22 protein-coding genes and 1 pseudogene are annotated in these 22,225 nt (G+C 41.3%); 14 read left to right on the forward strand and 9 right to left on the reverse strand.

All coding sequences use genetic code 11. The annotated features are described in order from the left end of the window. Positions 1-43: 43 nt before the first annotated feature. Positions 44-481 carry a DUF3069 domain-containing protein gene (locus tag R7P35_RS03800; RefSeq protein WP_054865313.1) on the reverse strand — a complete coding sequence of 146 codons (438 nt, stop codon included), beginning with the start codon at positions 479-481 and terminating at the stop codon, positions 44-46. Between the two features lie 273 nt (positions 482-754). On the opposite strand from R7P35_RS03800, the gene R7P35_RS03805 reads away from it, so the two are divergent. After that, on the forward strand, positions 755-1,714 hold the full coding sequence (locus tag R7P35_RS03805) for a diguanylate cyclase (protein WP_017634619.1): 960 nt from the start codon (positions 755-757) through the stop codon (positions 1,712-1,714). A 252-nt stretch (positions 1,715-1,966) separates the two neighbouring features. Here the strand turns inward: R7P35_RS03805 and R7P35_RS03810 are convergent, their stop codons facing one another. Then, positions 1,967-3,205 carry a sensor domain-containing diguanylate cyclase gene (locus tag R7P35_RS03810; protein ID WP_025998618.1) on the reverse strand — a complete coding sequence of 413 codons (1,239 nt, stop codon included), beginning with the start codon at positions 3,203-3,205 and terminating at the stop codon, positions 1,967-1,969. Positions 3,206-3,458: 253 nt separating this feature from the next. On the opposite strand from R7P35_RS03810, the gene R7P35_RS03815 reads away from it, so the two are divergent. From R7P35_RS03815 to R7P35_RS03860, 10 genes are all read left to right on the forward strand, one after another. After that, positions 3,459-3,827 (forward strand): late competence development ComFB family protein, encoded by a 369-nt coding sequence (locus tag R7P35_RS03815; RefSeq protein WP_005376241.1) that lies wholly within the window; start codon positions 3,459-3,461, stop codon positions 3,825-3,827. Positions 3,828-3,868: 41 nt separating this feature from the next. Next, the gene (locus R7P35_RS03820; RefSeq protein ID WP_017634616.1) at positions 3,869-4,150 is read left to right on the forward strand and encodes an HlyU family transcriptional regulator; all 282 of its coding nucleotides are present in this window, start codon (positions 3,869-3,871) and stop codon (positions 4,148-4,150) included. 434 nt (positions 4,151-4,584) lie between these two features. Next, positions 4,585-6,141: a Re/Si-specific NAD(P)(+) transhydrogenase subunit alpha gene (locus tag R7P35_RS03825; protein ID WP_054575447.1), complete on the forward strand. Its 1,557-nt coding sequence runs from the start codon at positions 4,585-4,587 to the stop codon at positions 6,139-6,141. A gap of 8 nt (positions 6,142-6,149) precedes the next feature. Next, complete coding sequence (gene pntB / locus R7P35_RS03830) at positions 6,150-7,526, forward strand: Re/Si-specific NAD(P)(+) transhydrogenase subunit beta (RefSeq protein WP_005376248.1); 1,377 nt, start codon at positions 6,150-6,152, stop codon at positions 7,524-7,526. Positions 7,527-7,681: 155 nt separating this feature from the next. Beyond that, complete coding sequence (vxrA, locus tag R7P35_RS03835; protein WP_025767766.1) at positions 7,682-9,136, forward strand: sensor histidine kinase VxrA; 1,455 nt, start codon at positions 7,682-7,684, stop codon at positions 9,134-9,136. Next, a complete protein-coding gene (gene vxrB, locus R7P35_RS03840; protein WP_005376251.1) occupies positions 9,111-9,773 on the forward strand; it encodes a response regulator transcription factor VxrB in 663 nt (220 codons plus the stop codon). The genes vxrA and vxrB overlap by 26 nt, the downstream gene beginning before the upstream one ends. Before the next feature lie 6 nt (positions 9,774-9,779). Beyond that, complete coding sequence (locus R7P35_RS03845; RefSeq protein ID WP_017820158.1) at positions 9,780-10,661, forward strand: DUF2861 family protein; 882 nt, start codon at positions 9,780-9,782, stop codon at positions 10,659-10,661. Between the two features lie 60 nt (positions 10,662-10,721). Next, positions 10,722-11,843, forward strand: coding sequence for a conjugal transfer protein TraF (locus R7P35_RS03850; RefSeq protein ID WP_025767767.1), 1,122 nt, complete (start codon positions 10,722-10,724; stop codon positions 11,841-11,843). Between the two features lie 41 nt (positions 11,844-11,884). Beyond that, positions 11,885-12,046, forward strand: coding sequence for a YoaH family protein (locus tag R7P35_RS03855; protein ID WP_005376257.1), 162 nt, complete (start codon positions 11,885-11,887; stop codon positions 12,044-12,046). Positions 12,047-12,853: 807 nt separating this feature from the next. Beyond that, complete coding sequence (locus R7P35_RS03860; RefSeq protein ID WP_042520919.1) at positions 12,854-13,243, forward strand: universal stress protein; 390 nt, start codon at positions 12,854-12,856, stop codon at positions 13,241-13,243. 90 nt (positions 13,244-13,333) lie between these two features. On the opposite strand, the gene R7P35_RS03865 is transcribed toward R7P35_RS03860, so the two are convergent. Beyond that, positions 13,334-13,546, reverse strand: coding sequence for a hypothetical protein (locus R7P35_RS03865; RefSeq protein ID WP_025767769.1), 213 nt, complete (start codon positions 13,544-13,546; stop codon positions 13,334-13,336). A 329-nt stretch (positions 13,547-13,875) separates the two neighbouring features. Further along, positions 13,876-14,681, reverse strand: a pseudogene (locus R7P35_RS03870) (LysR family transcriptional regulator). Between the two features lie 81 nt (positions 14,682-14,762). Here R7P35_RS03870 and R7P35_RS03875 point away from each other — a divergent pair. After that, complete coding sequence (locus R7P35_RS03875) at positions 14,763-15,113, forward strand: hypothetical protein (RefSeq protein WP_213904497.1); 351 nt, start codon at positions 14,763-14,765, stop codon at positions 15,111-15,113. Between the two features lie 248 nt (positions 15,114-15,361). Then, a complete protein-coding gene (locus R7P35_RS03880) occupies positions 15,362-15,595 on the forward strand; it encodes a hypothetical protein (protein ID WP_025767771.1) in 234 nt (77 codons plus the stop codon). A 254-nt stretch (positions 15,596-15,849) separates the two neighbouring features. Here the strand turns inward: R7P35_RS03880 and yciH are convergent, their stop codons facing one another. From yciH to R7P35_RS03900, 4 genes are all read right to left on the reverse strand, one after another. After that, positions 15,850-16,161 carry a stress response translation initiation inhibitor YciH gene (yciH, locus tag R7P35_RS03885; RefSeq protein WP_005376292.1) on the reverse strand — a complete coding sequence of 104 codons (312 nt, stop codon included), beginning with the start codon at positions 16,159-16,161 and terminating at the stop codon, positions 15,850-15,852. Position 16,162: 1 nt separating this feature from the next. Next, positions 16,163-16,549, reverse strand: coding sequence for a DUF3319 domain-containing protein (locus tag R7P35_RS03890; protein WP_042520874.1), 387 nt, complete (start codon positions 16,547-16,549; stop codon positions 16,163-16,165). A 128-nt stretch (positions 16,550-16,677) separates the two neighbouring features. Beyond that, positions 16,678-17,667, reverse strand: coding sequence for a D-alanine--D-alanine ligase (locus R7P35_RS03895; RefSeq protein ID WP_033907069.1), 990 nt, complete (start codon positions 17,665-17,667; stop codon positions 16,678-16,680). Between the two features lie 149 nt (positions 17,668-17,816). Beyond that, on the reverse strand, positions 17,817-18,386 hold the full coding sequence (locus R7P35_RS03900; RefSeq protein WP_005390018.1) for an SPOR domain-containing protein: 570 nt from the start codon (positions 18,384-18,386) through the stop codon (positions 17,817-17,819). A gap of 236 nt (positions 18,387-18,622) precedes the next feature. On the opposite strand from R7P35_RS03900, the gene R7P35_RS03905 reads away from it, so the two are divergent. Next, positions 18,623-21,271, forward strand: coding sequence for a bifunctional acetate--CoA ligase family protein/GNAT family N-acetyltransferase (locus R7P35_RS03905; protein WP_042520869.1), 2,649 nt, complete (start codon positions 18,623-18,625; stop codon positions 21,269-21,271). Positions 21,272-21,333: 62 nt separating this feature from the next. Here R7P35_RS03905 and R7P35_RS03910 read toward each other — a convergent pair whose 3' ends face one another. Next, a complete protein-coding gene (locus R7P35_RS03910; protein WP_017634152.1) occupies positions 21,334-22,221 on the reverse strand; it encodes a LysR family transcriptional regulator in 888 nt (295 codons plus the stop codon). Positions 22,222-22,225 lie beyond the last annotated feature (4 nt).

Genomic DNA, 22,225 nt, shown 5'->3' on the forward strand with positions numbered 1-22,225 from the left:
AAGGCCGCAAAGTGCGGCCTTTGTTACTAGAAGAATGTCGGAATTACTTCGCGAATACTTCTTTGAATTCACGCTTAAGAAGTGGGTCACGGCGTGCTTTCTTAAGTTGCTTAACCATGTCTTTCACACAGTTGTGAAGCACATTATCAAGTAGTTGAGCACGGTATTCTTCTTTATCTTCATCTGTCATGTTTTCTGGCAGATTAAGAGTCGGAAACTCTTCCATCACATTAATACCAGCGAATGCTTGGCCTACAGAAACTAGAGCATGAAACTGTTCAAAGTTGTCTAGAATGTTCTGTGCACTTGCTGGCATTTCGTCCCATGATTCACGTACCGCTTCTTCAGACACTTCATGGATAGAGGTAACCATTTCGAACATTTGCTCTGGAACTTCGTCAAATTCGATAACTCTACGTAGCTCTGGAGAAATGCTGGCTAGATCGATTTTTTTGCTTTCGCTGTTAGTTGCTTCTGACATGGTGTGTCTCTCATTACAAAAAGGCGGGAATATTAATACCAAATGCATCAAATAGCTATACCCATTAGTCCGCAAGATGACCAAAGTGAATGAGTTTGTTGAACTTCTGCTCACAGGCCATGATTAGATAGGGTAACGTCCAGTCTAACTGCTTTATGCAATGGATTCCGTGATATTCAAACAAAAATATAGCACTTAATTATGAGTCGAATGCAACAACTCTATGAGTATGGTATATGTTTAATAAAGACATAATTAAAAATGGAACGCGTTATGCAACCGACAGGGACATCGATGCGAATCCTTCTGGTTGACGATGTTCAGCTAGACAGGATGCAGTTGGCTATTCGTCTAAAGCAACTTGGACATATTGTAAAAGCCGTAGGTAGTGGACTAGAGGCGTTAAATACCTACGAGAGTTTTGATCCGGAACTGGTGTTACTCGATATATCAATGCCAGATATGAACGGTTTTGAAGTCTCTCTTCATATAAGAGAAACGTTTCCGGATTGGATCCCAATTATTTTCTTGAGTAGTCACGAAGAGCCAGAAATGATTGCTAAAGCCATAGATGCGGGCGGTGATGACTATTTAATTAAGCCGGTAGATAAACTGGTACTGAACTCTAAACTTATCGCAATGCAGCGTATTGCTCATATGAGACGAGAGCTTAAGCAAGCGACAGCTCAATTAGAGCAAGTTAATCAACTTTTGACTCAACAAGCGAATGAAGATGGCCTAACCAAACTCTATAACCGCCGTTATATCGACCATAAGTTGGAATCGATGGTTGCATGGCATGGCCGTCACAATATGCCAATGGCTTTGATTCTATTGGACGTCGATTTTTTTAAACCGTTTAATGATAATTACGGTCATATTGAGGGCGACCGTTGCTTGCAAGCGATTGCGAATCAACTCAAGGCTACTTTTTGTCGCTCTGGGGAATATGTAGGTCGATATGGTGGAGAAGAGTTTGTCGTGTTGCTAGGGTGTACCGACACTCAAACAGCAGAAAGAGAAGCCGAGCGTATACAAGAGGCTATGTATTTTCTCGATTACCCACATGAGTATTCTAGTGTGTCAAATAGAGTGACAGTGTCACAGGGTGTTTTTGTTTTTCAACCGACAGGGAAAGAAGTGCAATCAGACTTGTATGCAACCGTTGATAAAGCACTATATACCTCGAAGTCTTTGGGAAGAAACACACATACTGTGGTCAATTCTTTTTAAAAACAAAATCTTATGAATGTCACTCTTTTTGTTGCGTTGTCACTTTTTGGTGGTTGTTTTAAAGCTAACTCAAAGTAAGATAGGCAACACAGTTCGAACGGAATGTCGCAATCGGGCGTATACCTTATACCTTTGATTAGATAGATAACATCGGGATAGTGGCAACGATGATTGCAGTTATTATGCTGATGGGGAAGTTCGGTTTTGTTGTAAACCCAGACAAGCTTGTTAACTTTCACGATTGGTGAGGGTCTAACGAAGCTTTATACAGTTACGTCCGGCCTTTTTCGCTTTGTAAAGTGCTTCGTCCGCTGATTTAATAACGTCCAGAGGAGCTTGCCCATTCCGGCTATCAGCAACTCCGAAACTTGCGGTAACAAAAACCGACTTTCTTTTCGAACTGTTGCTACCACGACGTTTTTGTCCTTGTTTATGGTTCTCAGGGCGAGATTCTTCATCGCGTAATATCATCTCGTATTCTGCAATCGATTTGCGAGCTTCTTCCAAAAAGTTCTTACATTCGTCAGCGTATTTGCCTTTAAAAACGATGGTAAATTCTTCTCCGCCAAATCGATAAACTTTTGCGCCGCCTGGGGTTTTAGTGAGGCGCGAAGCGACCATTTTTAGAACGTCATCACCAGTATCGTGACCGTAGGTGTCGTTAAACTTTTTAAAATGGTCAACATCAAGCATTGCGATCGTGAACTTCTTACCCATGTGTTTTAGATCGAGATCAAGTGCACGTCTGCTTGGAATCAGCGTTAGGCTATCGGTGAAAGCCAGTTGATGGCTAGCGGAAGCGGCATAAATAATGATAAGCAGCCCTGTTAGCGTAAACATGGTGCTTGATATGTACTGCACATCAAAGAAAATGAACGTCGCAGACGCCAATACCATGGCAGAGTAGGTCATCGCATGGATAATTTCATTCTTCTTTAAAACAAGGATTCCAAGAAAACAGACAATACCCACGCAATATAAAACAAGAATTAAAGGCAGTTTAGAGACCGTCGGTACAATAAATAAAATACCGCTTGTCCATTGTTCAAACCCTCCTTCAACGTAATATGCTAGCGTTAGATAAGACCAAAGAACGAACATTGCTAACATCAAGATGTAAGTCAACATGGCTCTAGAGTCAAAACCTTCTTTACTAAACAAAAATACCGTAAGAAACGAGACAGGAAGTAACGTGGCTAAAATGGTTAGCTCAAGTAAAGCGGTACCACTTTGAAGCGGGACTTGTAGGCGGTGCTGTATCACGAAGTAGGCTAGCAACATTGCCAAGCACACCATGGACTCTCTGCCTTGCTTAAATGAATAACAAAGGAGTAGCGCACAACCTAATAGTATGTACGGCAAGTTTGCGGCAATGCCCCAGTTTGCCTGAGTCATCTGAATAATGCTGTCCATGCCCGAACTCACTATGCCCAGTAGCAAAAAAGGGAATAAGAATCTGAAGCCTGATGAAGTCATTGACGATGAGGACATCTATTACAAACTGCCTGAAAATAGTTGACTATATAATTGGTTAGGTAAATCGTTTTATCAATATGGATATTTATCCGTTATTGAATTTCGAACTTTGAGAACTAGCAAGAATACGTCTATTTGTTCCTTTTCCCAAGTATTTTGGAAGACATTACGGCAAAAAGAGAGAGATTGATTAAATTAAGAGCAATCAATAAGTTGTTATAAACAAGTCGTTGCTATACTCATTTCATAGGAAAAAGGAGATTTACAGATGCAGATAAGCTCAGATGTGCACAATTACATGGAAACATTAGTAGGCCAGGTTCTCAGTTTGCCCGAATTTTTAGAACAGTATGACAACGAACAGTTAGCCGATATTGCTTGCCTTGCGCTTATCCAGCTCAAGCCTGTCTATATCCGTCATGATATTGATTTTTTGTCTTCACTTCCTGAACAAAAATTAAGCCAGTTTAAGCAAAGCGCGGATATAGCGGTGAAAAACGCCGCAGAAATGGTGAAAGAAGACAGGCGTAAGAACCGAGAGTATGATGTGCCTGTAATTTTTTCCCATACTAGTTATGATGATGACAAAGAGTTGGATTGGTATGAAAAACCGATCCTTAACGTTAATATCAAGTAAGAGTCGCTCAGTTGACTAGTGAGTTGACCCAAGGAGGAATCGTGGGATTTTTTTCGCGTTTGTTTGGTGGTAGTGAGAAAACCGCTGAAGCTAAAACTATCGAGCCAGTTGAGTATAAAGGTTTCTTTATTTACCCAGAGAGCCTTTCAGAGGGCGGACAATATCGCATCGCTGGTCGAATAGAAAAGCATGACAATGATGAAGTGAAAACACATCGGTTTATTCGCTCCGATTTACTTGGCTCAGAGCAAGATGCCAATGACCTTATGTTGAAGAAATCTCAAATGTTTATTGATCAAATGGGCGATAAAATCTTCGACTAGCAATTTACTGCAATTTGATTCCAGTCATCTTAAAAAGAGCCATTAGTGTATATGCTAGTGGCTCTTTCTTTTTAACGCTTAAATCTCTGTTAAGTCAGTATTTAATCGTTACCTGGTTAGACCTCAGTCTAGTACGGTGTTGCGTTGTTATTTTTCGTGCACAGAGCGACAATCATTCATTACTTAGCGTTATATGTAATGAAATTTAGTATTTAAATTACAAAACACTTGAAGTAATGAGACGCGTTCGATACAAACAGAATAATAACAGGGCTGTTAGTCAAGGTGTTATTGTGCAAATGGGTGTCCCCAAACATCATCTTTCGTTTGCAATTGTCTTGCGTGGTAAACAGATAGAAATAAAAAAGAATTAGAGTAGAGCGACGCTCTGTTTTGGGACTAATTTATTGATATGTATACAAGGAGTATGCGTTTTGCAAATCGGTGTACCTAAAGAGATACTCGCGGGTGAATCGCGAGTGGCTGCATCGCCGAAGTCGGTTGAGCAGTTAATAAAATTGGGATTCGATGTCGCGATTGAATCCCAAGCGGGGGTGCTAGCGAGTTTCGATGATGCCGCTTATGAAGCAGCTGGTGCGAAAATCGTTTCTAGTGAAGAAGTTTGGGCATCTGGCCTTATTTTAAAAGTTAATGCGCCAATTGTGGATGATGAGCAAGGCATTGACGAAATTGCGTTACTGCAAGATGGAGCAACACTGGTTAGCTTTATTTGGCCGGCTCAAAATGCTGAGTTGATGGAACAACTTTCCAGTAAGAACATTAACGTTCTTGCCATGGATTCCGTTCCTCGTATCTCACGTGCACAAGCCTTAGACGCGCTATCTTCGATGGCTAATATCGCTGGTTATCGTGCAGTGGTTGAGGCAGCTCATGAGTTTGGTCGTTTCTTTACAGGTCAAATTACGGCTGCCGGTAAAGTACCTCCAGCGAAAGTATTGGTTGCGGGTGCTGGCGTCGCTGGCTTGGCGGCTATCGGTGCTGCAGGTAGCTTAGGTGCTATTGTCCGTGCGTTTGACGTTCGCCCAGAGGTAAAAGAGCAAGTTGAATCGATGGGCGCTGAGTTCCTGACCGTTGACTTTCAAGAAGAGTCTGGCTCTGGGGATGGCTACGCAAAAGAAATGTCTGATGACTTCAACAAAAAAGCGGCAGAGTTATACGCAGAGCAAGCTAAAGATGTTGATATCATTATTACGACCGCGCTCATCCCTGGTAAACCTGCCCCGAAGTTGATCACCAAAGAAATGGTCGACAGCATGAAAGCGGGCAGTGTAATTGTCGACTTGGCAGCTGCTAATGGCGGTAACTGTGAATATACAGTGAAAGACCAAGTTATCATGACGGATAACGGCGTAAAAATTGTTGGTTACACTGACATGGTTGGTCGTTTGCCAACACAATCTTCTCAGCTTTACGCGACAAACCTTGTCAATCTTCTAAAACTGTTGTGTAAAGAGAAAGATGGCAACATCAATATTGATTTTGAAGATGTTGTTATCCGTGGCGTTACCGTGGTGAAAGAAGGTGAAGTTACTTGGCCAGCGCCACCAATTCAGGTTTCAGCTCAGCCGCAAGTGAAACAAGAACAGCCTGTGAAGCCAGAGCCTAAAGTAGAAGAACCTACGTCTCCAACGAAGAAAATTATTGGTGTGGCAGCGGCTGTTGGAGCCTTTGCATGGGTAGCATCGGTTGCTCCAGCGGCGTTTCTTTCTCACTTTACTGTATTTGTTCTAGCGTGTGTTGTCGGATACTACGTAGTATGGAATGTTACCCATGCACTTCATACTCCACTAATGTCAGTAACGAATGCTATCTCTGGCATTATTGTCGTTGGTGCATTACTGCAAATTGGACAAGGTAATGGCGTCGTTTCATTCCTATCTTTTATTGCCGTATTGATCGCGAGTATCAATATCTTCGGTGGTTTCACCGTCACCAAGCGTATGCTTGAAATGTTCCGCAAAGATAAATAGGAGTCACAATGTCTGCAGGATTAGTACAAGCAGCTTACATTGTTGCTGCATTATTTTTCATCATGAGTTTGGCGGGACTTTCAAAGCAAGAGTCTGCTCGTAATGGTAACTACTACGGTATCGCTGGTATGACGATCGCGCTGATAGCGACGATCTTTAGCCCAGATGCGCAAGGTTTTGGTTGGATCATTATCGCGATGGCGATAGGTGGTGCGATCGGTATTTTCTATGCGAAGAAAGTAGAAATGACCGAGATGCCAGAACTGGTTGCGATTCTACACAGCTTTGTAGGTTTAGCTGCGGTTTTAGTTGGCTACAACAGTTACCTAGATGCGCCAGAAGCAGCAACACATGCTGAGCATGTTATCCACCTTGTAGAAGTATTCTTGGGTGTGTTCATCGGTGCCGTAACTTTCACCGGTTCAATTGTCGCATTTGGTAAGCTGCGTGGTGTGATTTCTTCGTCGCCACTTAACCTGCCTCATAAGCACAAAATGAACCTCGCAGCGGTTGTTATTTCTACGCTTCTTATGATCTACTTCGTAAAAGCAGATGGCAGCATGTTCGCTCTTATTGTGATGACTTTGATCGCGTTCGCATTCGGCTACCATTTAGTCGCTTCAATCGGTGGTGCTGATATGCCAGTTGTTGTCTCTATGTTGAACTCATACTCAGGTTGGGCAGCAGCGGCAGCAGGTTTCATGCTCGCAAATGATCTATTGATTGTAACAGGTGCTTTGGTAGGTTCATCAGGTGCGATTCTTTCTTACATCATGTGTAAAGCAATGAACCGTTCGTTTATCAGTGTTATTGCCGGTGGTTTTGGTCAAGAGATAGTGATTTCAGGTGACGAAGAGCAGGGCGAATATCGTGAAACAACGGCTGAAGAAGTTGCAGAGATGTTGAAGAACTCAAAATCAGTAATCATCACTCCAGGATATGGCATGGCAGTAGCTCAGGCACAATACCCTGTTCATGAAATTACTGATGTACTTCGTTCACAAGGTATTGAAGTTCGCTTTGGGATTCACCCAGTAGCGGGTCGTCTACCGGGGCATATGAATGTGTTACTCGCTGAAGCAAAAGTACCGTATGATATCGTTCTTGAAATGGATGAAATCAATGATGACTTTGCAGAAACCGATACCGTATTGGTTATCGGTGCTAACGATACGGTCAACCCAGCCGCACTGGAAGATCCGAACAGCCCAATCGCTGGTATGCCCGTATTGGAGGTATGGAACGCGAAAAACGTAGTGGTATTCAAGCGCTCAATGAACACTGGTTACGCAGGAGTACAGAACCCACTGTTCTTCAAAGAAAATACATCAATGCTATTTGGTGATGCGAAAGAAAGTGTTGAGTCTATTTTTAAAGCACTTTAACCATTCTTGATTTAAAACTATACAGGGTCAGCAATCGCTGGCCCTTTTTTGTTCCGTTTCAATGTTATAGTAATGCAAATCCTTCTGTTAGCAGATGTCAATTGCTTGTAGATTGATGTATAGTTTTGGCTAATGTAACAAGTGACGGTAACAGTTTGATTAAAAAGTTTTTGCTCGGTTTTGCAACTGTATTGCCGCTTTTTTCGGCACCTGCATTTTCCGATTCACTACCAGAAAGAATAGATACGTTTACAGAGCTATTTAACTATGAAGTAGCTCTTAAGTCGTACGATATTCGTATTCTGCAATCAAATTATCCTACCAAGTTACTTGCGCCAGATTCGCTTCTGCCGCAAACGTCTGACTATCCGTTAAAAGATATCCAACAGCTTTACAGCTTGGCGAATACTTGTCGTGGCAAATTACCATTAAGTCCTTTAATTACTGAGCCTTTAGTATTTACAAGAGCGATTTGTAAAGGGACGCAGCTGACACCTCGTTGGTTCTCGCGTAGTGGTCTCATTCACCCTGGTGGTGGGACGTACGCGGCACGTTATGTGGATAAGTATCCAGAACTCAAACCCAAACTATCTCAGTACATGCATATAAAAGAGCGTGATAACGAGGAAGGGGATGAGTTGCTAGAAAGCTTGAAAAACATGGATGACGACGCCATTAATGCTTTGATTGCAGGCGCGAGCATGTTTATTGAAGGTAACGAACTTTGGCTAAGACGTGGTGACCGTTACTTTGTTTTCGAGAAAGATATCTGGCAAGAGAACGTAGCGAATGCGGGTCTGTCATACGCTCTAGCCTCTCAAAGCAAAAGTTGCTTTGTTAAACGAGGCAATATTTGTTGGGATGTAGAAGATCACTCGCAAGTTTTGCGGATCAGTATGATCATACTGGTAATCGCCAATATTCTTTTGGTGATTGGTTGGGCGGTGTACCGTTGGAATAGCAAGCGAGAAGAACTACGTAGTAGAATGCTCGTGTTGCAAATTTTAACGCATGAGCTCAGAACACCGATTGCATCTCTGTCACTAACGGTTGAAGGCTTTCGTCGAGAGTTCGAGCATTTGCCTGAAAGTGTGTATGACGAATTCCGCAGATTGTGTGAAGATACGCGCCGCCTGCGTCAATTGGCAGAAGCAAGTAAAGATTATTTGCAATCTGATAACCAAATGCTTGCAACAGACTGGGTACCATCCGTTGCAGATTGGTTAGAATTTAAGATCGAAGAAGAATTTGATAGTGCCGTGCTTTTTAACATCAATGAAGATGTGGCTGCTAAAGTTAATGTGTACTGGTTAGGAACTTGTATCGATAACTTGCTTCGTAATGCGCTTAAGTACGGTGTCGCACCGGTTGAATTGGATGTCTCAACTAGTGAAGAAAAAATAGTATTCCAAGTCCGAGATGCAGGAGGCCTAACGGCTAAAGATTGGGCAAATTTGAAGAAACCGTTCGTAAGTAAGAGCGGGTTAGGACTTGGATTAACAATCGTTGAATCTATGGTAGGCCGCATGGGCGGAAAAATGTCCTTAATGGGACCACCTACAACTTTTATATTGGAGATACCTTGTGAAACAGACACTGCTTCTCGTTGAGGACGATAAAAACTTGGCTGACGGCCTGTTAGTAAGCCTGGAACAAGCAGGATATGAGTGTTTACATGTGGAGCGTATTGCAGACGTAGAGCCACAATGGAAAAAAGCTGACTTGGTAATTCTCGATCGCCAACTCCCAGATGGTGACTCTGTACAATGTCTCCCAGAATGGAAACAGATTAAAGACGTACCAGTTATCTTGTTAACGGCACTTGTTACCGTAAAAGATAAAGTTGCAGGCCTTGATTCCGGCGCGAACGACTACTTAACAAAGCCTTTTGCTGAGGCGGAGCTTTTTGCGAGAATCCGTGCACAGCTACGAGCACCGGATTCAGCAGAACAAAGCAACGCTGATAAAGTGATTACAAAAGACTTAGAGATTGACCGCTCGACTCGTGAAGTGACTTATAAAGACGAGCTAATTACGCTTACGCGAACAGAGTTTGATTTGCTGCTATTTTTGGCGTCAAACTTAGGTCGCGTGTTTACTCGTGATGAGCTACTTGACCACGTTTGGGGTTACAATCACTTCCCGACAACACGTACGGTTGATACACATGTACTACAGCTTCGTCAAAAACTGCCAGGACTGGAAATTGAAACACTTCGTGGTGTTGGCTACAAGATGAAAGCATAAGTCGTAATGAAAATACTACTCCCTGTAGTTCTCTCATTAGCGTTAGTGAAACCAGTCCATGCGATGGACTGGTTTCAAACTAACACGCCTTTAACACAGGCACATCAACACTTACTTGAAGATGATCTTGCGGGTATGTTCAACTCTCTTGTTGAACTCTGGCAAACGGAACCAAGTAAAGATTTGACTCCTCACCTTAATGATCTTCTTGGTCAGTCACTATCTAAAAACTGTGGCAAGGCTCTCACTGGTGTAACGCTGCCTGATTGGATAAGTGGTGTGAACGTTATTCGTCAGACTATTCAAAGCCCTGGGCGAGATACATTTAGATTGGTGATCAAGCTAAGAGCTACAACTGACATCGAAAATATTTCATTTAATCGATGGGTGGATGATTCTATATCCGCGGACAGTTCATTCAGCTATGAACAACAGCCGAGCGGGACAGAACTTGCCAACGAGCGTAGCTACTCGAAACGCTATAACTTAACAGGTAAACTAGAAGCTGGTTTATATCACTTAACCGTTGTTTCTACTGATAAACAAGAGTATCGAACTTGGGTAATACTTGGAGATTCAAACTCTTCTCAATATGTTCGTTGGACATCTAAAGAGAATTGGAAAGTAGAAAAGAGCGCACTTCGTAATCCCCATTGTCCATTACCGCAACTTGAAGTCGGTTTGTATGACTACATTGATGGCCAGTACGAGCAAATGTGGAAAAAGACTTACGAGTCTAACTATCCAAATTCATTGGAGCTAGCGGGTGTCCCAAACGATAGATACGTATTGGCGGTAAGTATCAATAGTCGCCGTTGGCAGGGCGATATAATTGTTGAGCAGGCTCAAACTATTAGCCGAACCTATGATCTTTCTCAGGAAGAATAGTTAAAGAAATACTACTTGTGCCGATAAAGGTTCAGGACGAACTAAAATCACAAGTGTAGTATGAAAAACAAATATAAAATTCTTGCCACTTCTGTTGCTACTATTCTTTTCGCTAATGCTGCTTCTGCTGCTACTTATGCGATAGAGGCTCGTAGTGATGCAATGGGTGGCGTTGGTACCGTATCAGCAACTTATCTAACTGCGCCTTTTTTCAACCCCGCTCTTACTGCGATTTATCGCCGAAATGACGATGCAGGCATGATCGTGCCAAGTTTTGGTGGCAGCTACGATGATCAATATGATCTAGTTGATGAGATCGAACGCATCAGCAAATTGACAGACGTCGATGAAATCAAAAAATCGATGGATGCTATCGATGGGAAAAAGACAGACTTTGATCTTGGTGGTGTCGTTGCCATTGGTATCCCCAACAAATTCTTATCTGCAACTGCATACGGTAAGCTATACACTGAATCATTCGTACAACCAAATGTTGATACCTCAGGTACTAATCCATTAGATGATAGCTATGTACAAGGTGTTTCTATTGGCGTGGCTGAAGCAGGTATTTCACTTGCTAAATACACTAATTTCATGAACCAACACATTTCTTTTGGTGTTACTCCTAAACTTCAGCGTATATACACATACTCATACGCCACGAGTTTTCAGAATTTTGATACTAAAGACTTACGTGAAAATGAGACCGCGGAAACGATGTTTAACTTAGACGCCGGCGCACTTTGGTTCTTTGGCCCATATCGTCTCGGTATTTCAGCGAAAAATTTGATCGGAAGAGACGTTAAAACAAAATCATTCCAGTATGGCAGTGATACGATAAAATCATACGAATATAGCATGCGTCCTGTATACACTGTTGGGGCAGGGATTGTTGCCGATTACTTTACGATGAGTGTTGACTACGATCTCAACGAAGAAAAACGTTTTTCATCCTTTGATGATAATACGCAAATGATTCGAGCTGGTATTGAATTTGATATTTTGCGTCAAATGGCATTACGAGCAGGGTATATGAAGAACTTAGCTCGAAGTAATGACGAAGGAACCATTACTGCTGGTATCGGGTTGTCTCCACTTAAGTTGTTCGAATTGGATATCGCAGCTCAGTACACAAACGAGAACGCTATGGGTGCATCCATTAATTTCCTTGCTACCTATTAATTGAATCGTTATAGTCAGCTCCTCAAAATGAGGAGCTTTTTATGTTTGACGATTTACCCCCTCTATCTCACCAAGAGCAACAACAAGCTGTAGAGAGAATTCAAGAATTGATGGCGAAGGGCACAAGTACTGCAGAAGCTATCAAAATTGTTGCAGAACGGATTCGATCTGAGTACGCAGAAAAACAACAGCAACAAAACTAATCAATTCATGGACAGGGCATACGCCCTGTTTTTTGCCTTTCTATTTTCTATTCCTTTACATTCCCAAACACCACCCTAATTACGCTGTAACTACAATTTACTAAACCTCTATGATTGTAATCTTGTTCAATTGCCTTTAAGACTAAATAGCGAGTTGGTAAAATTTTACCTAATCGTGTTAACCTTAGTTTTCGTAGCACAGGTAATTAGGCATTTTTTAAAGAACTCATAAATTAAACTCAATAATATCAATTATTTACCTCGGACATTTAATCTGCCAACCATATTGGTTGCGATTGATCTTGTAATTTAATTACAAAGCGCGAGAGGGTTTCGTTCCAAGGTAGAGGATTATGCTGAAAAAAGAAAAAAGATACACCGTAACTTATAACGGTAATTAAACTAGACTTATTAAATACGCGATATAAGAACAGTAAGCACTCGCAGACATATGTAATAGATGAATCGGAAGTTCATCTTATTTAGCTGCTTTTTTAGCCGAAATACGTCTCCTGGATTTGAGCGGAGCGTTACATATTGAACACGCTTAACCTAAAGTAGTTTTACTAAACTAGGCGACGTTGAAGTGGGTAATATGAAACCTCAAGAGTAGTAGAAATCAAGAGCAGTAACGCCTATTACAACGTAACGTTTCCTGACGTCCTTCCTGTTAAATAGTCCGATAATTAGAGAAGAAATTGGGAAAACATCGTTGATCTTTGGATGAGTAGCAGTAGTTTTGATGTTGTGTTCGCTCTATGTGGACTAGACTTAATATGAGAACAAAAACTAACCAAGGGAGGAATGATGGGTTACAAGCACGTTTTGGTTGCTGTCGACTTATCTAAATCTAGCCAAGCCGTTATCGAAAAAGCAATAATGCAAGCAGATAACTCAAGCAGCAAACTCTCATTTGTTCACGTAGATGTTGATCGCATAGTCATGGAAGCGAAGGAAGAGCAAGAATTGGAAAGAAGGCTGCAAGAGCTCGCTGATAAATGCTTATACCCAGTAAACGAGACCATGGTAGTAATCGGCGATCTTCATATAAAACTATCGGGAATCGTCAAAAAAGAGGGGATAGATTTAGTTGTCTGTGGTCATCATCACAACTTATTGAGTCGCTTTTTTTCATCGATACCAAAGGTTGTGAACGAAGTTGAAGCTGATTTATTAATCGTCTATTTAGACGAGTGATCGACAACTCTTGTTCGCACTCATCATTTTTTGTCACTAAAAAGCCGAACTTTTATGTTCGGCTTGGTGTATCGGTGATAATAAAAGTTTTTAGCTAGGAATGATTGATGCCTCATGAGATAAAACAGATGCAGACTCCGCGTTTGACTGCAGATCAAAATGTACGTTAACTTGCACGCCTTCTCGCTCAAAAGTGACATCATCAAAATCGGTCATAGCGATTTTGAATCCATTTCTAGCAAAAAAGCCAGTCACCATAGTTCGCTGCTTAATTTCTAATGCAGACGCGAGTAGCTTATCCATGGCATTCTCCTTGGTTATTGTGGGGATATGGGTAGAAGATACACATAGATTGGTATGAAATCAATTTTATATAAAGTCGCTTTTGATGAAAATTTTAATGTAAGTCAATCTATCGTTTACCCCACGTGATTTATTCCGCGCAAAACCTTGATAACAAGACGGCAGAGCATCTCACATTGTGATAGCAAGCATAAAGATGGGGGTGTTAATAAATACCGCCGAAACAATATGTTACAAAGGTTAGCGTTAGGCGTAGTTGAGTAGACAACGCAAAATTCTAAATCTGAACAACCGCCCTAAAATGACTCACTCTTCAATACTTGTGATAACTAAGACCTAATAAAAGTAGATATCTCAGCTAGCTTTCTTGGCAAAGGGTTTTGATAAGGGTAGGCAATATACATGGAACGTTCTATATCAAAAGTTTGCGATATTCGGATGTTTTTGTCTATATAGTTACTTTTAATAAGATAGTTTGGAATGACACCAACCCCAACTCCCTCAGAAACAAAGTTTATTAAAATAGAGGTGTTATCAACTTCGATAACATCAGTATATTGATTTTTAATTGATTCCTTATTCGAATGATGTTTGTAGATTAATAGTGTTTTGTTGTTGGCATTACTTACCCTAGATATCAAAACATCACTATAATCACCAATTTTATGTGCAATAAGAGTGTCATCAATAACATTATTAAGCCTAATCGCTAAATCTACGTTGCTTTCTAATAAATTTTCTACATTGTTACTTGACGATATTTCAAAATCAACTTTTGGATATCGTTCTTTTAAGTTTTTAGAACAGAACCAAAAATAGAAGAGGCTATAGAGTTGGGCATTGTGATTTTAAACTTTCCATCAATGCATTCACTCAACGAGCTAGCTCTGTAATTTAACTCGTGCAAACTCTCTAACGTCTTGATAGCAAGCTCTCTAATGCTTTCGCCATGATCAGTTAAAACGAGTTTCCTTGTTGTTCTGTGGACAAGTGTTACGCCAAGTTGTTTTTCTAATGCTGCTAGCTGCCTGCTGACTTGAGCTTTAGACTTTCCAAGTTCTTTTGATGCCTCTGTAAGAGAGAGGTGTTTACAAATGGCTGCAAAGCAGATCAGCTCATTGTTCATCAATTCCATGATTGTTACCTTTTTGCAACTCTGAGTCACGTTGTCTTTTAACTGGTGGGAAAGTATAACTTGCATCATCGGAGGGGGGCAATGATATTTAAAAGCCGCCATGAAATAATGGCAGACTACTATCTTAATAAAACTATATTGGATATTAAGTTGAACCGATATCCTGAAGAAATTAACTCAATCGGATTAAATATGGAAAATAAAGATTTAAAAATAAAGAATTTGTCTCGTGAAATTACTAAGTTGGATTCGGGTGATTTAATTGTTGATTGTGCATCATTGATAATGACTCATTACATATCGGAAAAAGTAATAATAAAAGTTGAAATTGATTTTTTAAATTATAAAGTTAAACGTGTAAGGATATTAAAATATGAAGACTGCAATACAAAATTCGAAAAGATTTGTTTATCAGAAAGATACATTATATAGAATAATAAATAATATTAGTACTTTGTATACCAAATCACTAGTAAAATTATTTGGTGAAGAGCTGAGAATCCATCATTGCAAACATAAGATTAATGTAAGAACCACTAACGAGTTGAGTGAACATATGAAGAAAGATCTAGGTATAGATTGAAAAGTAGAGAGTTTACATCTGTTAGATTCCTTGTTCCTATAAAACTAATGTAGTACTTACACGTTTGGGTTAAGCAAATGCGTGTCCATGTTGACTCATGTTGAATGAGCAAGATGCAGAACCAACGTGTACAGTGTTGAACGTAACCCAAGATACAATGAAGGAACTTAATCAGCCACACGGTTTTAAAGTTGATGACTGGTTATTATCAAGTTGTCGCTGTGGTGAAATCAAAGTTCACGGTCCATACAAGACAGCTGATGAGGCTTGCAAAGCAGCAACAGCCAAATACGGTGTAACTAAACTGACTTCACCAATGCTAATCTTCTAACTCTTAAGTTCGCATTATGTATATTATGTTAAATTGCATATCGCCGTACGCTAAATGCTGTCTGAGTATGCTCCTATTCCCCTGCAGATTTTAAATTTAAGGGCCTTACTGTGAGCATTAAACATAATGGTTATTTACCATAAAATAGCTAATATCGATCTATCAATCTACGATTGCTTGCTCTTCAATTAGCAACTTATAAAAAATGGCGTCTATTTCTTTAGACGCCATTTTTGTTTACTGGAAATATTAAATTAGCCACCGGCTAATTTGACTGTCATGCCTTTCTTTTCAAGATGTGCCTTGATCTTGTCTCTAGCATCACCTTGAATCTCGATATTGCCATCTTTTACAGAGCCACCACAGCCACAGACTTTTTTGAGTTCTGCCGCTAATAACTTTAAAGGTGCATCATCCAAGTCTAAACCTGTAACAATGCATACGCCTTTACCTTTACGGCCTTTCGTTTGGCGCTGAATCCGAACAACACCATCGCCTTTAGGGCGAGATACTTTTTCTTCTTCCGGTTTAATTCGACCGGTTTCTGTTGAATATACCAGAGTCATTCTATTGTTTCTTTTGTTGTTGAGCTTGCATCGCTTTTTGCTTTGCAACCAAATAAGCTTCGATATGGCGTTGAATAGCGGCTTTACTGCCCTTGATCAGTTTACCATTAAACATACAGTACCAAGAGTTAGGTTGGCCTGTATCGTTTTGAATAGTATAGCCGTTAAAGACCTCTGATTTTTCAACACCAGTTTGCTGCACTCTCTGTCCGAGTGAAGCAAACTCTTTGGGATCAATAATCGATGCGGTGTCACACCACCAATCAATGCTTTTCTTTACCGCCGTCAAACTTCCCTGTAAGACGTGGTTCTTGATTTTAACCTTCCAAACACTGCCATCTGATCCGACTGACTGCAGGTTAAAACCTCTATAATTTGAAATCGCCATACCACTGAGTCATCTGTTTAATGCGTTGATATAATCATAATTGCTACTGAACAATATTCAAATACGGCTTGAATAAACCTTGCTCTAGAAAACAACTTGTATCATAAAACGCGTCTCGATAACGTTAATCACTTTGCACTGTTTATACAATCTTCCAAGAACTCATGAAATTTGTGCCCGTTGTTTTGAAGCATTTTAGGGAACATTGAGATCGGAGTCATTCCTGGAAATGTGTTTACTTCGTTTAAGTAAATCTCATCATCTTCCGTTAGGAAAAAGTCGATACGAGATAAATGACGAAGATTCATTTGTTTAAATACCGTCTCTGACGCGTGTTGGATGGAATCTAATTGTATTTGAGTTAGATTCTTCGCCTCAACTTCTGTGAGCGAGTGACTTGAACTGCTGTACTTTTCATCGTACGAGTAAAAAGCACCATCAGGCGCGATGACCTCGCCTGGCTTAGTGATATGTAGTTGGCCATTCATCTCATATGCAGCAACTTCAAGTTCTCGAGGTTTTACTGCTTTCTCAACCAACACTTGGTCAGAAAACCCAAAAGCATCATTTACTGCATTAGAAAGCTTGTCTTTTTCTGTGACACTGTAACAGCCAACGGAAGAGCCTTGGCGAGCGGCTTTAACAAAAACTTTTCCCCACTTTTCAAAGGCTTTATGAGCTTGAACGTGAGCTTCTTCATCGTTTCGCGTTAAGAATAAGTATGGCGTATTGGGTATGCCGATAGCGTCGTACCAAAGCTTAGATGTGATTTTATTGAAACTATTGCTACTCGCTTCTGGCCCGCAGCCAAGATAAGGAATACCTGCGATTTCAAACAGAGATTGAATGTCGCCTGTTTCGCCAGGAAAACCATGTATACAAGGCACGATGAAATCAATGGTTTGATTAGATTCACTTGAGCACAACTGCTTGGTATTGAGATCCAAGTAAACCAACTCACCTTGGTTGGTCATCCAACCTTCGTTTTTTATTTCTACGCGTGTAACGTGAACGTCTTCAATAAGATTTAGTTGTTGTTCGACAAAGTTTGCAGACAATAATGAAATCTCGTGCTCAGAAGAGCCACCGCCGCATAGTAAAAGAATATTTTTAATCATGAATCCATCTTTCCGTGACCTACAAAAGATACTATTTATTATGATAAACCTTTGAAGTGTGACGTACAGTAATTTTAATGTGAGGAATGTTGTTCGAATAGGATTTGAGCAAATAAATAAGGGAGCTATTCGCTCCCTTATTTGATGTGTTAATTTAATTTGTTAAGCGTTGGGTAAGCTGAGTTTTTGATTGCATCAATGCTTTTAACAAATGGTCTTAACTGCTGAAATTGAGCTGGCAAAGTCGAAATCGCTTGCTTGGCTTCTGCGCTTGTTGCGTAGTCTCCGTATAAAACTGAGAACCACTTAGTACCGTTGACGACTTTGTAGTTTTCCCAAATTGGCTGACCGTTCTGTGGCAGCTTATTTGCAAACTGATCGACTTTAGCTTGGCTACCCACAGCTGCGACTTGAATGGTATAGCCGAATCGTTGAATGCCAGCTTGCTTTTTACTTGGTGGTACGATCTTAACTGGCTTCGCCTGCTCTTTTGGCGTTAGCTTGACTACTTTCTTTTCTTCAGGCTTTGCCGTCATTTTCACAACAGTTGGTTGTACGTCTTTTTCTACTACAGCGTTTTCAGACGCCATAATTGGTTTAGAGATACGATCTGATTTGTAGTCCTCTCGGTAACTTTCTGAGGTCACATCCGTGATGTAAGTTTCAGATGCACAAGCAGAAAGCAGAACTGACAAGCCGATGATTGCGATTTTTTTCATGAAGTAACAAATGCTCTGGATAAATATTACGATAAATCATGCCGATAGCAGGGCCGTTTATCAAGCATCAAATACAATAATCTGTGATTTTGATGTGATGAATAACACAAACTCCATAAGCATCGTACACATTTTCTGCAATGTCTGGTCTGAAGATGTTTTATCAGTAAATTATTCGTTTATGATTGATATGAAACCGAGAAGCCAACGTGACTTACAAACGGCTAGGAGTCAGCATGAATAAACTACATAAACTCTTTAAACCCAACTCTGTGGCCGTTATTGGGGCATCTCAAAAAGCATTGCGAGCAGGACATGTTGTGATGCGCAACCTTCTACAAAGTGGATTTGGTGGCGCGATTATGCCAGTAACGCCGCGATATAAAGCCGTATCTGGCGTGATCGCTTACCCTAATGTAGCTTCCCTGCCCTATACGCCAGATATTGCAATTTTGTGTACGAACGTTTCACGTAACGAGCAGTTGCTTAAAGAGCTAGATGAGAGAGGCACACCGTTTGCGATTGTTATCTCTGATGACCCTAAGCCTTTAGATATCTCATCATTGAACATTCGAGTCTTAGGCCCAAACAGCTTAGGTATCATCCTTCCTTGGCACAATTTTAACTGCACGTTTTCCCCTGTTGCAGCTAAACCTGGAAAAATTGCTTTCATCTCACAATCCGCGGCGGTTTGTACCACGGTTTTAGACTGGGCAAATGATAAGAACATTGGTTTTTCTTCGTTCATTTCGATTGGGCGTGGACAGGATATCGATTTTGCAGATTTGCTCGACTATTTGAGTATGGATGGAAACACAGAAGCTATTCTGCTTTATGTTGATAATATCCAAGACGCTCGCCGATTTATGTCTGCTGCGCGCGCCGCTTCACGTAACCGACGTATATTGGTGCTAAAAGCGGGCCGCTCTAAAGAGATGAATACTTTTGAGCAGCAAGACGGAGATACACTTGACGTAATTTACGATTCTGCTATTCGCAGAACTGGTATGTTACGAGTCAGCAATACGCATGAGCTTTTTGCCGCGGTTGAAACACTCACGCATTCTGTGCCACTTCGTGGAGAGCGTTTAGCGATCATCACCAATGGCGGCGGCCCTGCTGTTATGTCCGTTGATACTTTGATTGAACGTGGTGGCCAACTCGCAACGCTTGATGACGCTTCCATTGAGCAATTACAAGCAGTACTTCCATCCAACTGGCGTGCTCGAAATCCAATTGATCTGTCTGGTGACGCAACCCAAAAACGCTATATTGATACCATTAACGCACTGATGAATAACGACTGTGCAGATGCGATATTGATTATGCATAGTCCTTCTGCTGTTTCTGATCCTCTTGAAACTGCTCAAGCCGTTATTAATGCCATCAAATCTCACCCTCGGCATAAGCATTTTAATATCTTGACCAACTGGTCAGGAGAACAAACGTCGAGAGAAGCGCGACTGGCATTTACTCAAGCAGGTATTCCAACCTATAGAACACCTGAAAGTGCGGTTGTAGCATACATGCACTTGGTCGAATACAGACGAAACCAGAAACAACTAATGGAAACGCCAACGACGGCAGAGCCATTACATTCTGGAAGTGTGAGTTCAGCAAAAGAGTGGGTAAACGAACGACTACTGGATAAAAACACAGTCACCTTGGATACGCATCAAACCAGCCCATTATTTAAGCTGTTCGGGTTTAACGTTTTGCCTACGTGGATTGCATCTGACGACATTGAAGCTGTTCATATGGCAGAAAATATTGGATACCCTGTTGCGGTTAAATTACGTTCTCCAGACATTCCTCATAAATCGGATGTTCACGGTGTCGCTCTAAATTTAAGAAACAGTCGAGAAGTTTCCAACGCAGCGCTATCCATTTTAGATACCGTAAAGCTCAGTTACCCTTCCGCCAATGTACATGGGCTGTTGGTACAAGGGATGGCAAAGCTCGGCAGCGCTGAAGAGCTACGGATTAGTATTGCAGTAGATAAAGTCTTTGGACCAGTGATCTTGCTTGGTCAAGGCGGCTCTGAGTGGAATATAGCCCAAGATGCCGTCGCTGCACTTCCTCCTTTGAACATGACGCTTGCGCGCTACCTTGTCGTTGTTGCCCTAAAGTCTGGAAAGATTCGCCTGCAGAAACACAAAGATGCGCTCGATATTACTGAGTTGTCGAAGTTCTTGGTTCGTATCTCCCAAATGGCAGTTGAGTTACCAGAAATACAAAAACTGGATATCCATCCAGTACTAGTGTCCGGAAGCGATTTAACTATCCTTGATGCAGATGTCACACTGTGTAAGTACGAAGGAGACGCCCAAAAACGGCTAGCGATTCGCCCTTTCCCGGCAGAGTTTGTCGAAACGGTGACGCTTCGAGATGGCCAACCTATCCTGCTCCGTCCTATCTTGCCAGAGGATGAGCCGCTGCATGCTCAATTCATTAATAGCGTATCGAAAGAAGATCTCTATAAGCGTTTCTTTTCTGAAGTTGGAGAGTTCAACCATGAGGCTTTGGCAAACTTTACTCAAATCGACTACGACCGCGAAATGGCGTTTGTTGCGGTAGCGTTTAATACTGACGGACCGTCTATCATAGGGGTAGCCCGCGCATTGATTACACCAGACAATAGTGACGCTGAGTTTGCTATTTTGATTCGTTCAGATTTGAAAGGAAAAGGTTTAGGCAAAGTGCTGATGCAGAAAATAATCAGCTATTGCAAAGTTAAAGGCACAAAGCAAATGTCTGGAATGACCATGCCAACAAACAGAGGGATGTTGATGTTGGCTCAGAACTTGGGGTTTGAGATCGATGTCCAGTTTGCAGACGGTACGGCAGATATGGTGCTCCCTTTAAATGGAAAAGCTCAGCATTAGCGATGACTTTTACTTCTTACATTCGATAATCAATGGGAATCTAAGAAGTAAAAGTTACGTTGTTACTTTAGTTTCCAATTCTTTTTTAAGTACTGAATACACCAGGATTTTGCCTCACCCATAGTGTTCCGGCGCCATGCCAAAATAATATCCATCGGCTGTTCTTCAGTGCCTTCGATTCGTTTCAATACACCACTATCAATAAGAGGTTGTGCAATTTGGCTTGGTAATGTACCAATACCTAAACCTGCAGTGAGCGCTTCTACTTTTGCCGTAAAGTTGGTGACGGTCAAGCGAGGCTGTTTTTGAATGATATTAATTGAGAGCGCTGGTTGCTCACGTGCGGTATCTGCAATAGCAATAATCCGATACTTTTCTCGCGCTGCTTCATCAAACTTACCACTACGCTTGTGAACATAGTGATCAGCGGAAGCTACCCAATACATACTCATTTTACCAATTTTTTCTGACTTAACTTCTTGAGGAAGCGTATCCAGTGATGGGCAAATCAGTAAATCAGCTCTCCCCGTATTCAACGACTCCCAGCTACCAGCCAGAATCTCCTCTTGCAGCCTGACTCGAGTTGAGCTGACCTCGGCCAACGCATCAACCATCGGGAAAAAGTTGGATATAGGAATAATGCCATCGAAGGCAATGGTAATATCCAGTTCCCAGCCATTCGCCAATAACGTTGCATCGTTCACTAACTTTTCACTGGCTTGTAAAATGGCTCTTCCTCTTTCAAGAATAAGCTTACCTGCTTCAGTAAAATGGGCTTTGTGACCAGAGCGATCGAAGATAATAATGTCTAAGTCTTGCTCGAGTTTCTGGATTTGATAGCTCAGCGATGACGGGGCTCTGTCTAACTCATTCGCAGCAGCAGCAAAACTCCCTCTTCGATCAATAGCATCTAGAATATGGAGTGCTTCTAACGTAATTGGACTCTGCACATGG

The sequence above is a fragment of the Vibrio sp. Vb0304 genome (assembly GCF_033338995.1).
Classification (GTDB): domain Bacteria; phylum Pseudomonadota; class Gammaproteobacteria; order Enterobacterales; family Vibrionaceae; genus Vibrio; species Vibrio alginolyticus.

Excerpts from the sequence above, each read along its gene's own strand:
- R7P35_RS03800 (WP_054865313.1), bottom strand. The coding sequence starts at position 481 with ATGTCAGAAGCAACTAACAGCGAAAGCAAAAAAATCGATCTAGCCAGC.
- R7P35_RS03805 (WP_017634619.1), top strand. The coding sequence starts at position 755 with ATGCAACCGACAGGGACATCGATGCGAATCCTTCTGGTTGACGATGTT.
- R7P35_RS03810 (WP_025998618.1), bottom strand. The coding sequence starts at position 3,205 with ATGTCCTCATCGTCAATGACTTCATCAGGCTTCAGATTCTTATTCCCT.
- R7P35_RS03815 (WP_005376241.1), top strand. The coding sequence starts at position 3,459 with ATGCAGATAAGCTCAGATGTGCACAATTACATGGAAACATTAGTAGGC.
- pntB (WP_005376248.1), top strand. The coding sequence starts at position 6,150 with ATGTCTGCAGGATTAGTACAAGCAGCTTACATTGTTGCTGCATTATTT.
- R7P35_RS03845 (WP_017820158.1), top strand. The coding sequence starts at position 9,780 with ATGAAAATACTACTCCCTGTAGTTCTCTCATTAGCGTTAGTGAAACCA.
- R7P35_RS03850 (WP_025767767.1), top strand. The coding sequence starts at position 10,722 with ATGAAAAACAAATATAAAATTCTTGCCACTTCTGTTGCTACTATTCTT.
- R7P35_RS03855 (WP_005376257.1), top strand. The coding sequence starts at position 11,885 with ATGTTTGACGATTTACCCCCTCTATCTCACCAAGAGCAACAACAAGCT.
- R7P35_RS03860 (WP_042520919.1), top strand. The coding sequence starts at position 12,854 with ATGGGTTACAAGCACGTTTTGGTTGCTGTCGACTTATCTAAATCTAGC.
- R7P35_RS03865 (WP_025767769.1), bottom strand. The coding sequence starts at position 13,546 with ATGGATAAGCTACTCGCGTCTGCATTAGAAATTAAGCAGCGAACTATG.
- R7P35_RS03875 (WP_213904497.1), top strand. The coding sequence starts at position 14,763 with ATGATATTTAAAAGCCGCCATGAAATAATGGCAGACTACTATCTTAAT.
- R7P35_RS03880 (WP_025767771.1), top strand. The coding sequence starts at position 15,362 with ATGTTGAATGAGCAAGATGCAGAACCAACGTGTACAGTGTTGAACGTA.
- yciH (WP_005376292.1), bottom strand. The coding sequence starts at position 16,161 with ATGACTCTGGTATATTCAACAGAAACCGGTCGAATTAAACCGGAAGAA.
- R7P35_RS03890 (WP_042520874.1), bottom strand. The coding sequence starts at position 16,549 with ATGGCGATTTCAAATTATAGAGGTTTTAACCTGCAGTCAGTCGGATCA.
- R7P35_RS03895 (WP_033907069.1), bottom strand. The coding sequence starts at position 17,667 with ATGATTAAAAATATTCTTTTACTATGCGGCGGTGGCTCTTCTGAGCAC.
- R7P35_RS03900 (WP_005390018.1), bottom strand. The coding sequence starts at position 18,386 with ATGAAAAAAATCGCAATCATCGGCTTGTCAGTTCTGCTTTCTGCTTGT.
- R7P35_RS03905 (WP_042520869.1), top strand. The coding sequence starts at position 18,623 with ATGAATAAACTACATAAACTCTTTAAACCCAACTCTGTGGCCGTTATT.